Here is a 12,955-nt window from a genome sequence, read left to right on the forward strand (position 1 = left end):
GAATAAATATGCTATTTAATTCGAAAATGTCCCCAGCGTGTACGTAGGGCGAGTCCATGACAGACCTTGACGGTGCCGGAGTTTTCGCAGCGCTTCAAGGGAAATGGAAACGCCGAAGTGCTTTTCGCCATAGGACTGCAGGAGTTTGGTGTTCCACGCCGAAGCCACACCCCACTCCCGTTCGGCGGGAGTTGTGGTGGGCACGAGCCGCTGGATCTCTCCCTGCTGTTCTTTAGTGAGAAACGGCTCGCGTCCGGGGACGAAATCCCGATGAGAGGTCCAGCCCACCTTCGTTGAACAACGAGACAGAATGGGAAACAGTTTGTCGACACACGTTGTGGAGGCCGCCTCTTTGCCTAAATCACCTTCCATGACCAGGCGAACGACCATCACTCGTTGACGGTAGAAGAACAGAATGTTTGCCTCAATCTGTGATGACTTGAAATGCGACATGGGTGGATAAACGAGCAGAAAGGTTGAAGGAGCAAGTAATTCATTTTTAGCTAAAACGGTTAAACAAAAGGGGATGGGGAAATGATTGTGCTTGAAACACAAAGGTTGATATTAAGGCAGTATGAGGATGAAGATATTACTCCTCTACATCATATTTTTTCTGACTCAGAGACCATGAGGTTTTATCCAGCTCCTTTTAGTATTGAGCAAACTCAAGACTGGATTAAACGAAATCAAGATCGATATCGGAATGATGGCTATGGATTATGGGCGGTTTGTTTGAAGGAAACGAATGAATTGATCGGTGATTGTGGTCTTGTGAAACAAAAAATAAATGACAGTATTGAAGTGGAGATTGGGTATCACATCAATAAAACGTATTGGTCAAAGGGATTCGCAACAGAAGCGGCCAAAGTGTGCAAGGAATATGCGTTTTACAAATTGGGCTTAAGTAAGCTGATCAGTATTATTGATCCAGGAAATGTTCCATCCATTCGTGTGGCGGAGAAGATAGGTTTCACTAAGGAAAAAGAAGTATTTATTTTCGGTAAGAACCATTATATATATTCAGGGGTTAAAGAGAAGGAGGATTGAACTGAGGCTCCACTATTATTTATATATTAATTTCATAATGATTAGGAGGTTTATATGGACAGTGATGCTCTCGTTTACTTCGTCTTGGGGGCATCCTTTTATTTTTGAACAGTAGGCTATCTTGCTGAATAACAAAATGCCTTTATGGTTATCCGGTTTGATTATCTGCATTTTTGGACCCGTCCTTGCATTGATCATAGGTACAACATTGGTAAAGTATAATCACAGTCAAGGCGGCACCAGCGAAGGTGCAGGATATGCAGCGGCATTTATCGGGTTGATGATTATAGGGATTATTTCAAAAATAAATCATTTCCTCAAAGAAAAAAAAAGATAAACCAGTAAGTTCTGCTCAAAAAAAGAACAAACGATGTGCTGATATTGATCAACACATGGCTCGTTCTCAAAACTCAATTTGAGCAAACAAAACAAAATGCCGCTTCTACTAACAAAGTAGCACCATATGCATAACCATCAACGGTGTGAAGTGAGTCTATGATCGATGCATTCGCAGTTGGTGAAGTATCGATCCTTTTATGAAAAAAATCAAGCGACAACTAGGAAAAGAAGGAAGAGAGAGAGACAAAAAAATAAAAAAGTGGATGGTTTCGGTCCTTACATGATGTATAATGTTGGAAAACGGAGGTGATTTTTGGTTGAATGAACGGATAGCTATTATTAAAAAGTTATGATCAACAAAGGGGGATTATCGTGTTAAATAAGAAAAAAGCAGGAAATATATTGGGTGTCGCGTCTTTGTTGTAACCGTCAAGTAAAATTGAACACTTTTTGCTCATTAATTTTGAACAGTTTCATCGCTGAAAATGGAAATTCTATGCTTCATGCGATAGCTGTCTCCGTTTAAATGAATCACCTCTGCCCGATGAATAATTCTATCTAATACGGCTGTAGTGATCGCTGGATCCCCCAGTAGTTCTCCCCATTCACTTGGTCCCTTGTTGGACGTTAAAATAATGGATGATTGATTGTACAAGTCATTGATCAAATGGAAAAACAAATTGGCTTCTCGTTGATCCATCGCCATAAACATGAGATCATCGATAATCACGAGGTTGGATTCTCTTAGACGCTGAAGACGAATTCGAGATTTGCGAGTGATTTCTTCTGTTTTTAACGCTTGAATCAACTCTCCCATGGTAATAAACGTCACTTTATACCCTTGATCAATCGCCTCCATCCCAAGTCCAATCGCTAAATGGGTTTTCCCTACACCTGGCGGTCCTAATAAAATTAAGTTAAAAAGTTGGTCTAACCATGCGAGTTCCCGCAATTGATGAAATTGCCGTTTTGTCAGTGATGGCTGTTCATCCAGCTGAAACTCGTCCAATGTCTTGTAATACGGGAAAGCTGCCCATTTTAGACGCCTTTCCCGTGCTTTTTTCTCCCGACAATCTTGTTCATACTGTAATACTATGGACAAAAAACGAAGATAGGTCATCTCGTTTGTTTCTGCTTGTTTCACTAGTACAGGCAGGTGAAAAGCCGTTTCTGTCAAACGCAACGTTCGCAATAACTCTTGTACTTTCGCCAGCTGGCTCATTTCGTTCTTCCCTCCAAAATCTCAATATATTCTTCGATGCTTCTGACAGCTGGTTGAGCTTCCAAAACCGAAAGGTTCCCCTCACGTAATGGTTGAATTCGGTTCACTGAAACGACTTTGTCGGAAGTGTTCCATCTATGTTGTCGTTGTAAGTAACCGACCATATCTGTAAATGCAGAGGCGCTATACAACTGTAATTCCATACATTTTTGCAGCGCTTGGCTGCACAGAGAGAGTGGAGATTGAGCCAGCTGCTTTTGAATGAGCTGTAATTGATCCCGTATATATCGTGGATAGTTTTTTCGTATACGTTCGAGATACTCCTTGGCCGCATCCGGATTTTCAAATTCATGGGCAATCCTCTCGAGATACACATCGATCCCTTTCGCTCGATCACGCAGATGATTCCGGTTTTGAATGAGTTTCCCTTTGCCGTGAGTGATCGGGTGTTTCCCTAAGTATTCCCCGGTTTCCAAATCATAGATCAGGAGTTCTTGTTCTGCCTCTTGAATGACGATTTGCACCGTTTTCCCAAACGATGTATAGGTTCCGCACGGAACCGTGTATCGATTGGATTTGTACAGAATGGTATTGTCCTTTCTCACCGTCCTTGTTATACTGTTGGTAAGGTTTGTTTTGGGGACACCAGTCACGTCCAATGATGGAGAGATCGGTCGTAAGTGTGCTTTTTCGAGTTCGAACACATCGGCCGGTCTCTTTTTTGTCGTATTATGAACTCTGCCGTTTCCTGTTCGGCGCAGCCAATTCCATCCTTGTTCATTCCATGCATCGATAGTAGTAAAGATCCGATGTTTGGCAAAGTTATGTTTGATAAATCCTACGACGTTTTCGATTTTCCCCTTACTTTCCGGATCTGCCTTTCGACATACATGAAGAGTCAAGTTTCGTTGTCTCCGATAGGCTTCAAATTCGGCCGTGAGAATGAGATCCCCGGCATTTTCGCTGACCACAATCAGGTTGTCCTGATCGTAAACCAGTTCGTTTGGGATTCCCCCAAACCATTGGAACGCATTCTCGTGCGCTTGGATGACATCTCTCGTCGTAAAAGGACGATTCAGCCACTCCATGTATTTATAACGGGAGTGCGAAAGAACAAAGGCGATAAAATATAACACGATATCCTTTCCTTGTTGATTTTTTACTTTGACTTTTCCAAAATCGACTTGCGCTTGGTGACCCATTGGTGGATCTGGCACTGCTTGATATTGGCGGACAGAAGTTTCTTTTGGGATGTTCCACTCCTCTCGTAAATTCCTCACATAGCTGCGGACCGTACTTTCTCCCACACGGAGATCGGGATATTGTTCCTCCAGCCAATCTTGTACTTGAGACGCTGATAGATCTGGATGCTTCTGAATCCAATGTAAAATAATCTCTCGGTAAGGGTCTAACTTTTTTCTTCGCTGCTTCGTAGAAGCCAGCCATATCGTCATTTCCTCTGGTGAACGTTTTAAATAGTTATATAATGTCGTTCTGGATATGTTTAATTTTTTAGCGATAGTGGCTTTACTAAATCCTTGCTTTAAGAGCTGATAAATTTCCATGTACACTTCCCACTTATCCACCTTTCCATCCCTCCAACAGCTAGATAGCATTCAACATCTATCATAGCTGTTCGGAGTAAAATTGGTAAATGAGTGTTCAATTTTATTTGTCGGATTCTGTCCATTTTAGTTTAGCAGTTACACTTTGTTGCCTATAATCATAAGTATCATTATTTTCTATATTGAAAGAGGTCCAAATGCTAATATTTATTTCGTGGTCACAATTTATTTGATCTTATCCATGATTGGTATTTTATTCGCAGTGTTCTCATGTTTGATGACTAAACGCTTCTTTCTGCTCATTATCAGCTTGATAGGAAATGGAGCGGTTTTGGTCGTTGCTTTTCTTTTGCTATTGGCAATGGGAATTAGTGAACCATAAAAAATATTCTTCATCAATTAGGGGATAGTTTAAATGACCGTCTTCAAAGTCGATTCCTCGATTGGGAAATCGGCTTTTTTATTTCATTAGCTCTGTTAAACAAATTAGTCCTTTGCTTGATTCCTTGTTGAACTAATAAAGCTCTCGTTTGCTGAAGATGGAATTTATCGCTTGCGAATATGTAAATCTAAATATCAGAAATGAATAAGCAATGCTCAATGAATCTTCAACTAGAAACCAGGAAAAGAAGGGAATAAGAAAAATAAAAAGGGTCTTCACCATTTTCTGTGATTTCTACTCAATCCTAGAGACATGTTAGCTGGATGAAATAGGTTCATCAGTCAGGATCCTTCTTCCGCATACACCACGAAGTTGGTAGAATGGAAACAGTCAAGTGCTTTCCTTGACGGGTTCCATTCTACCAACTATCATACCGATAGCGGAAGAAGGGAGTGCTTAGGCAGCCTGACTACCTGTAGTGTTCCCTGTACACTCCAGAAATACACGTAAACGAAACCGTTCTAGATTTCGATAGCCATATGCCCGGCGTTTGATATTTTTGATCTTGTGATTCGTCCCCTCGATTCGGGCATTCGTATATGGGCACAAAAAGTAGGAAAGAATAGGCTCCTTCCACCTTTCAAGCGTGTTGGCTGCTTCCTGAAAAGAAGCAAAAGGGCTCTGTTTGGCTAACTTAATCCATTCTTCCAAGCGTTCCTTTGCTTCGTTATATCCATCGGTTCGGTAAAAATCCCGAAACAACTCTTTCAGATAATAAGCAATGGAAAGTACCGGATACTCCTCCAAGATATCGTCTAATCGAAGCCGTTGGTCCTTACGAAGCTTTTCACAGCCTTTTAAGAGAAGATATCGAGCCTTTTTCAATGGAGAAAATTCCTTTCTTGCTTGATCCAAGGCTTGTGTCACTTTTTGAACCACATGGTACTTATCGATGACAATCGAAGCAGATGGAAACAGGGCGCGAACCGCCTTATGATAAGGTTCCCACATGTCAAGAATCACCGTTTGGACCATTTCTTTCGACAGGCCATTTTGGCTCAACAAGTTGATGGCGGAGTCACATTGGCGATCGGCATGCATTCCCATGACCGATCCGGCTCTGGCATCCATCAATACGGTTTCATACTGATGTCCCTTTTTTACAGCGATTTCATCTAAACTAAGCACCATTCCTTCTGGAGAAGAGACCTCCGTCGCTGTTTGACGCTCTTTTGCTTTTTTCGATGCGATGGAGTAATAAATGCGTTCCAATGTTGTATATGGAATACGGTGCTTTCGGCTAACCTCTTGAATGGTGGAGCCTTCGCAAAGTTCATACAAGTACTCACAAAATCGATTGGTGTAGTGTTGATTGGGTGGAATCGATTCCAAAGAGGCGGAAAACACTTGGGAACAATTCCAGCACCGATAGCGCTTTACCTTTACGAACAAGTACACCGGTTGATGGAAAATCGCCAAATCCCGTACTTTTCTTGTCCGTCTGTCGTGGACAGAGGAAGTAGCAAACCCACAATGAGGGCAACGTTCCTGTGTCTCTGTTTTCTCTACATGAATCGCATAACCATAGGAAAGAAGTTCGTGTTTAATAACTTTAAATTCTGGCAATCCTAGTGATATAGAAAGCACTTACGAGACCTCCCTAATGTTTATTTCACCGCTAACATTATTGCCAGGATCTCGTCAGTGCTTTCTCTTTTTTGTCACTAAATCACAAAATTTGGTGATGAACCCTTATTTTTTCAGTTTATGATGCACAGTAGTGAGAATACAGATTCGTTGTAATAAATTTCACAATAAAAGTGAAATCGTTCCTGACTGTTACATTTATTTAAATCCATAAATTCTGCAAATTTGGCTCTCCCCACTTTTTTTGCTGTGGTATTATTTATTTGACTGATAAGCTAGAGGAGGAAATAGTATGGAGCAGAAAAAACAGCTAGGAGTATATAGAGGGCTGTATATGTGCCAATGATGATAATAAATCTGTAGAACATGATGAATTTTGGGATAAGTTTATTGATTTTATAGAGGTTAATGGATGGCATTTTGGAGGAGGTACAAAGCAGATAGATGCAGAGGGGAATGAGGTCTAGAGGAGCTGATTAAAAAGCTCCTTCTTTTTTATCTGCATTTCCTGTCTATTCTCATCTTGTAATAGCTCCTGTCACAATACATAAAAATGACAGGAAAACGAGCAAAAATCGTGCCAAACCCCACAACACAAACATCATCAAAAAAGGATTGTAAGGGAATATTCAAATGGTGAAATCGTGATAGAAAATGTCAATAATACAAATAGCACTTAAATATACATTTCGTTCATCATACTTAAACGTATCCAAATGTTGAATTTCAAACCGGGGCAGGAGCACAGGAAACAGCCAAGCTAATTTTGATGAAAAGTTGAAATTGTAAAAAAATAGAACTATGTGCTAAATAATCAACAAAACTAAATCAAAAAATACCTAAACAACTAAAAAGGCAGGAAAAAACGAATAGAATGAAAAAGATTAGAATCTTCGACCTGACAATGTGCTGTCCTACGGATATATGTGGTCCGAGTGTCGATCCTGAATTAACAAGAATCGCGTTTGCTGTCTAAGTCATCAAGAAAAAAGGTATCCGATCAAACGATAATAATCTGCCAATGAGCCGGATGCATTTTAGATAATCAAGCCGTGCAGCGTATATTAACGGAAAAAGACCGGTTTGTTTACCTACTTTCATACTTTCGTTTGAATTTGTAAAGATTATGTTAAAATTGTTTTTTTCTCTTGTTTTATATAAGTATGTAGTTATATGCTTATTAAGGGAAGAGTAAGTATGGTTATACTACAATATCCATGCCGTGGATATGAAAGATGTGACATCGTTTATTTAGTGTGAGATAAACAAAATTGCAAATAAAGACATTTAGGAGTATCATATTTCATTTTCGTTCATATATAAGTAAATAACTATATAATCATACAAGAATAGGAGGTGTTCCCGTGCAAAAGACAGTAGTGGAAATAGAAAAAGCCTCACATGCTTTAAAGTTACTTGGTGATAAAACACGTTTAACGATCATGGCAATTTTAAAACAACGTGAGTGTTGTGTATGCGAGCTTCTTGAGGTGTTTGACATGAGTCAGCCGTCTATTAGTCAGCATCTTCGCAAGTTAAAAGATGCAGGATTAGTAAAAGAGGATAGGAGGGGACAGTGGATTTATTATTCCCTCAATCCACAAAATGAGTTATATGATTTCATCCAAGATATTCTGCAACACGTCCCAGATCAAACAGAGAATATTCGTAAGATTGAGGAAAACAACCCTACGCTCCGTTGTGGTTGTTAACCTACTAATTAAATTGGGAGGAAAAAATGAATAATACGGGGAAAAAACGTCTATCGTTCTTGGATCGATACCTAACGCTTTGGATTTTCCTTGCTATGGCAGCAGGAATTGGCTTAGGATTCGTCTTTCCGGGCTTTGTAGACGGAATGAATAGTTTGCAGGTAGGAACCACATCGATTCCACTTGCCATTGGCTTAATTTTAATGATGTATCCTCCGTTGGCAAAAGTTCGCTACGAGAAGATGGGACACGTCTTTAAAGACATAAGAGTATTGGGTTTGTCCCTTGTGCAGAATTGGATTATTGGACCAATATTGATGTTTGTATTGGCGATCGTATTCTTGCCGGATAAACCCGAATACATGGTCGGACTCATCCTAATCGGTCTGGCACGTTGTATTGCGATGGTGATTGTCTGGAATGATTTAGCGAAAGGAGACAGGGAGTACGCAGCTGGACTGGTGGCGTTTAACTCTGTATTCCAAATGCTATTTTACTCTGTTTATGCGTATGTGTTTGTGACGATCATTCCAGAATGGTTAGGACTAGAAGGTGCTGTCGTTGATATTACAATGATGGAAGTCGCCAAGTCGGTGTTCATTTACTTAGGAATTCCGTTTCTTGGCGGAATGTTGACGCGCTTTTTGTTGGTAAAAGCAAAAGGCAGACAATGGTATGAAAAAGTATTCATTCCAAAAATCAGCCCGATTACATTGATTTCTTTATTGTTTACGATTATCGTCATGTTCTCTCTAAAAGGAGACGCTATCGTAAGTTTGCCGTTGGATGTAGTGAGAGTTGCTATTCCATTGTTCATTTACTTTGTGTTGATGTTCTTCGTTTCCTTCTTCATAGGGAAGAAATTTGGAGCGAACTACCCTGTCACCACCACACTCGCCTTTACAGCTGGCAGTAATAACTTTGAGTTAGCGATTGCCGTAGCTGTTGGCGTGTTTGGGATCCATTCTGGTGCAGCATTTGCAGCTGTTATTGGACCACTGGTGGAAGTGCCTGTCATGATTGCGTTGGTCAACGTGGCACTATGGTTTCAACGAAAATACTTTAAAACAGAATCAGTATCATACTAACAACAGAGGTGGAAGGAAACATGAAAAACAAAAAGATCATTTACTTCTTATGCACAGGTAACTCTTGCCGCAGCCAAATGGCAGAAGGATGGGCAAAAAAATATCTTGGTGATGATTGGGAAGTGTACAGCGCTGGCATTGAAGCACATGGACTAAATCCAAACGCGGTAAAAGTCATGAAAGAAGTAGGGATTGATATTTCAAATCAGACATCGGATGTCATTGATCCGGAAATTTTAAACAAAGCTGATTTGGTAGTAACATTATGTGGTCATGCAGCAGACCATTGTCCAGTAACCCCGCCAAATGTGAAACGCGTACACTGGGGATTCGATGACCCGGCAAAGGCGGAAGGAACGGAAGAGGAAAAATTAGCTGTATTCCGTCGTGTTCGCGATGAAATCGGCGCGCGCATCAAAAAATTTGCTGAAACAGGCGAATAAGACTGAATGACAGCCGAGAAGAATCTTCTCGGCTGATTTTATTTAATAAATACTTCATACAAAACAAAGGATGAGACATGTCGATAAAATTTTCTTTATTTTTTAAAATAAAAAAGTTGCAATTTGCAAATAATGTGATATAAATAATTATAGAGGTGAAAAAAATGGAAAACATTAGAGAGTTGTTTCAAGTGATGACACGTCGTTTCGGATTGTTGAATAAAAATTGCTGTTCTATTGATGCTGTAGATATTTCTCTTGTTCAAAGCCATATTCTTTATGAAATTGACAAAAGAGAATCTCCTTCCATGCAACAAGTGGCTGAAGTATTGGGAATGGATATTACCACGTTCAGCAGACAGATTCAAAATTTAGTGAAAAAGGGATTAGTAAAAAAAACACCACTCCCTGAAGATCGAAGGGTATATATGTTATCGTTAACCACCGAGGGAAAGTTTATCGCAACAACCATCGATCGAGAAATAAATCGATATTTAGACGAGGTATTTTCCCATATGACTGATTTTGAGAAAGAAACCGTGATTCGTTCGATTAAATTGTTGAATGAGTGCATGGCAAAATCGAGCATTTGTTGTAAACCGTTATTTTAAGGCAAGCGTATCTAGGCTTGCCTATTCGTTAAACCGATATTTGCATTTTACAAATAAAATAAGGAGAGATAACAAATGAGCATAGCGATTCTTCAGGATTTTCTTTCTATTGTGTTGGAATTAACTCTTTTGTTTTTTGCTATTTCGTTCGTCATTCACTTTTTAGAAGGATATATTCCTTATGATAAAATGCAAAGTTTGTTAACAAAGCGCCATCCGTTATTCGGAGCACTGATTGCTGTCGCGTTTGCCTTTGTGACACCGTTTTGCTCATGTTCTACGATCCCGGTTGTCGTATCGCTTTTAAACCAGAAGGTCCGTTTCGGTATTGTGATGATTTTTCTCTTTGCTTCTCCTGTGCTCGATCCAACCATATTGACACTCATGGCTGCAACACTCGGAGTAAAAGTAGCGATTTCTTATACCATTATCACCACCATTTTATCCATACTGATTGGTTTCACGCTTGAAAAATTCGGATTTGAAAATCAAGTGAAGCAAGTAATGGTGAAAGGAGAAGTAGAGATCGGAAAGAAACGAAACATGAGAGAAGCTTTACAGGAGACCTTTCACTTAATAAAAACGGTTTATCCATATTTGCTTTTGGGTGCAGGCATTGGAGCCATTATTCATGGTGCTGTACCGACAGAATGGATTTCAACCTATATAGGGGGTGATAAGTGGTGGCTTGTTCCACTTGCAGCAATCATCGGAATTCCTTTGTATATCCGCCTTTCCACGATGATTCCCATTTCGCAAATGTTGATTGCAAAAGGCATGGCATTAGGACCAGTCATGGCGCTGATGATTAGCTCAGCAGGAGCAAGCTTACCGGAGATCACATTATTACACAGTATCTTTAGAAAGAAGCTGGTCTTTGCGTTTGTCGGCTCTGTCATGACGATGGCGACGTTATCAGGATTTTTATTCTATATCATTTAAGGAGGGAATTCACATGAACATCTTGAAAGTTATATTTGGCAATTCCAAAGAAAAGCAAGGTTGCTGCGATATTCAAATTGTGGAAGTAAAAGAAAGCGAAGATATTGCAAACAAAGCCACTATGGAACGTGAATGTTGCCCATCTACATCCAATCGTGAGTGTTGCTAATGTGACATGGAAAAGGCATTAGGCGATTCCTAGTGCCTTTTCTGTATGAAAATAAGGAGGGATTTTTCATATGAACATTCGCCGCTTTCGCAAAGAGGATTGGCTGCAAGTGAAGGAGATTTACGAGCAAGGAATTGCGACAGGACAAGCAACGTTTGAAACGACAGCACCATCGTTCGAAAAATGGGAATCGACCATTGCCGCAAATTTATGTTTAGTCGCTGAAGACGAAGAAAGCATTCAAGGCTGGTGTAAGATCAGTAAAGTATCGGATCGCTGCGTGTATGAAGGAGTGGGAGAGGTGAGTGTGTATGTTCGAGATGTGAGTCGAGGAAAAGGAGTGGGAAAACAACTTCTAGAAGCCATTATCAAAGAATCAGAAGCAAAAGGATTTTGGACATTAACTGCGGGGATTTTCCCTGAAAACATACCAAGTTTACGTTTACATCAAAGCGTTGGATTTCGTAAAGTGGGTATCCGACAACGTATAGGAAAGTTAAATGGGGTATGGCGTGATGTTATATTGGTGTTATGTCAAGAAAACGGACACGTTAAACAGAGAGAAATAGCTGAATTTATACAGCTACCTTTCTCTGATTAGCGTAGTAAGCAGCTTCAAATTCACATGGCGATACATATTCAAGAGCGGAATGACTTCTCTTACGGTTGTAGAAACATTCGATGTACTCAAAAATGGCTTGTTTCGCTTCTTTTCGCGTACGGAATCGATTCGGATAGATACATTCTTTCTTGATTAAGCTATGAAACGACTCGATACAAGCGTTATCGTAACAGTTCCCACGTCTCGACATGCTCACTTGAAAATGGTGTTCCTGTAAGAGCTGCTGATAGTCATTTGAAGCATATTGGCTCCCACGATCCGAGTGATGGAGGACTCTCCCTGTTGGTTTCTCGTTGTTTAACGCTCGTTGTAAGGCTTTAATGACTAACTCTTTCGTCATTTGGTTATCGATATACCATCCTACGATTTTACGGGTATATAAATCCATGATGCTCGCTAAATACAACCATCCTTCATCAGTAGGAATGTACGTGATATCGGCCATCCATACTTCATTTGGAGCCGTTGCTTGGAAGTTCTGTTCTAACAGATTCACATACACGTTGTAAGGATGATTACTATTCGTCGTTGCCTTGTATTTACGTACCGTAATGGATCTTAATCCTTCTTCACTCATGATGCGAGCGACTGTCTTTTGGGACACACCAATTCCTTGTTTGCGTAGTTCTTGCGTAATTTTCGGACTACCGTAAATCTTGCGTGACTTGAGATACTCATTTCGAATCTGTTGGGTCAGTTGTTCTTTTTTCTCTTTTTGGTTGCTTTTTGGTCGTTTCAGCCATGCATAATACCCACTTTTAGAAACACCGAGAACTTGGCACATCTTCACCACGCGAAATTCATTTCGATGTTGAAAAATGAACGCGTAAATCACTTCTGGTTTCTGGTGAAGATGCCTAACGCCTTTTTTAGGATCGCTAATTCCTCCTCCAGCTCTTGATTGCGACGGCGCAATTCGATGATTTCTTGGTTTTGTGGCTTGATATTTCCTGAACCTACAAAGCTTGTACCATTGCTTTCTTTGTATTCTTTGACCCAACGGTGAAGAGTGTTGTATGCCAAACCTAACTCTTTTGCCACTTGGGCGATGGACTTATCCCCCTCCAAGCATAACTCAACGGCTTGAATCTTGTATTCTTGATCAAATGTTCTCTTTTTCATGATTGGACACCTCGAACTGATTGTAATTAAGTTTATTATAACCC

14 protein-coding genes and 1 pseudogene are annotated in these 12,955 nt (G+C 40.2%); 10 read left to right on the plus strand and 5 right to left on the minus strand.

The annotated features are described in order from the left end of the window. Window positions 1-15 precede the first annotated feature (15 nt). A complete protein-coding gene (locus NSQ22_RS09060; RefSeq protein WP_339264559.1) occupies window positions 16-390 on the minus strand; it encodes a winged helix-turn-helix domain-containing protein in 375 nt (124 codons plus the stop codon). 144 nt (window positions 391-534) lie between these two features. On the opposite strand from NSQ22_RS09060, the gene NSQ22_RS09065 reads away from it, so the two are divergent. Both NSQ22_RS09065 and NSQ22_RS09070 read left to right on the plus strand, forming a co-directional pair. Next, the gene (locus tag NSQ22_RS09065) at window positions 535-1,047 is read left to right on the plus strand and encodes a GNAT family N-acetyltransferase (RefSeq protein WP_008879116.1); all 513 of its coding nucleotides are present in this window, start codon (window positions 535-537) and stop codon (window positions 1,045-1,047) included. Window positions 1,048-1,183: 136 nt separating this feature from the next. Beyond that, window positions 1,184-1,384, plus strand: coding sequence for a hypothetical protein (locus tag NSQ22_RS09070; RefSeq protein ID WP_311089695.1), 201 nt, complete (start codon window positions 1,184-1,186; stop codon window positions 1,382-1,384). Window positions 1,385-1,843: 459 nt separating this feature from the next. On the opposite strand, the gene istB is transcribed toward NSQ22_RS09070, so the two are convergent. The 3 genes from istB to NSQ22_RS09085 all read right to left on the minus strand — a co-directional run bounded on the left by istB (window position 1,844) and on the right by NSQ22_RS09085 (window position 6,202). Beyond that, window positions 1,844-2,608, minus strand: coding sequence for an IS21-like element helper ATPase IstB (gene istB, locus NSQ22_RS09075; protein ID WP_081157650.1), 765 nt, complete (start codon window positions 2,606-2,608; stop codon window positions 1,844-1,846). Beyond that, the gene (gene istA / locus NSQ22_RS09080; protein ID WP_311088183.1) at window positions 2,605-4,194 is read right to left on the minus strand and encodes an IS21 family transposase; all 1,590 of its coding nucleotides are present in this window, start codon (window positions 4,192-4,194) and stop codon (window positions 2,605-2,607) included. Before istA ends, istB begins: the two co-directional genes overlap by 4 nt. Before the next feature lie 817 nt (window positions 4,195-5,011). Further along, window positions 5,012-6,202: an ISL3 family transposase gene (locus NSQ22_RS09085; protein WP_008878914.1), complete on the minus strand. Its 1,191-nt coding sequence runs from the start codon at window positions 6,200-6,202 to the stop codon at window positions 5,012-5,014. An 874-nt stretch (window positions 6,203-7,076) separates the two neighbouring features. Here NSQ22_RS09085 and NSQ22_RS09090 point away from each other — a divergent pair. The 8 genes and pseudogenes from NSQ22_RS09090 to NSQ22_RS09125 all read left to right on the plus strand — a co-directional run. Then, window positions 7,077-7,175: pseudogene (locus tag NSQ22_RS09090) on the plus strand (arsenic metallochaperone ArsD family protein); the annotation flags it as partial. 391 nt (window positions 7,176-7,566) lie between these two features. Next, window positions 7,567-7,914: a metalloregulator ArsR/SmtB family transcription factor gene (locus NSQ22_RS09095; RefSeq protein ID WP_100660429.1), complete on the plus strand. Its 348-nt coding sequence runs from the start codon at window positions 7,567-7,569 to the stop codon at window positions 7,912-7,914. Between the two features lie 26 nt (window positions 7,915-7,940). After that, on the plus strand, window positions 7,941-9,002 hold the full coding sequence (gene arsB / locus NSQ22_RS09100) for an ACR3 family arsenite efflux transporter (RefSeq protein WP_339264562.1): 1,062 nt from the start codon (window positions 7,941-7,943) through the stop codon (window positions 9,000-9,002). 20 nt (window positions 9,003-9,022) lie between these two features. Continuing rightward, complete coding sequence (arsC, locus tag NSQ22_RS09105; RefSeq protein WP_011887409.1) at window positions 9,023-9,445, plus strand: arsenate reductase (thioredoxin); 423 nt, start codon at window positions 9,023-9,025, stop codon at window positions 9,443-9,445. 164 nt (window positions 9,446-9,609) lie between these two features. Beyond that, window positions 9,610-10,056 carry a MarR family transcriptional regulator gene (locus NSQ22_RS09110; RefSeq protein WP_339264563.1) on the plus strand — a complete coding sequence of 149 codons (447 nt, stop codon included), beginning with the start codon at window positions 9,610-9,612 and terminating at the stop codon, window positions 10,054-10,056. Window positions 10,057-10,131: 75 nt separating this feature from the next. Further along, window positions 10,132-10,998 carry a permease gene (locus NSQ22_RS09115; protein ID WP_097354527.1) on the plus strand — a complete coding sequence of 289 codons (867 nt, stop codon included), beginning with the start codon at window positions 10,132-10,134 and terminating at the stop codon, window positions 10,996-10,998. 13 nt (window positions 10,999-11,011) lie between these two features. Further along, window positions 11,012-11,167, plus strand: coding sequence for a hypothetical protein (locus NSQ22_RS09120; RefSeq protein WP_161939248.1), 156 nt, complete (start codon window positions 11,012-11,014; stop codon window positions 11,165-11,167). Between the two features lie 70 nt (window positions 11,168-11,237). Further along, window positions 11,238-11,768, plus strand: coding sequence for an N-acetyltransferase family protein (locus NSQ22_RS09125; RefSeq protein WP_339264567.1), 531 nt, complete (start codon window positions 11,238-11,240; stop codon window positions 11,766-11,768). On the opposite strand, the gene NSQ22_RS09130 is transcribed toward NSQ22_RS09125, so the two are convergent. Beyond that, a protein-coding gene (locus tag NSQ22_RS09130) for an IS3 family transposase (protein WP_087959838.1) occupies window positions 11,743-12,911 on the minus strand; the annotation gives its coding sequence in 2 pieces (ribosomal slippage) (window positions 11,743-12,644 and window positions 12,644-12,911; 1,170 coding nt in all). The genes NSQ22_RS09125 and NSQ22_RS09130 overlap by 26 nt on opposite strands. Window positions 12,912-12,955: the final 44 nt, after the last annotated feature.

The organism is Geobacillus sp. FSL K6-3411, assembly GCF_037965715.1.
GTDB lineage: Bacteria > Bacillota > Bacilli > Bacillales > Anoxybacillaceae > Geobacillus > Geobacillus thermodenitrificans.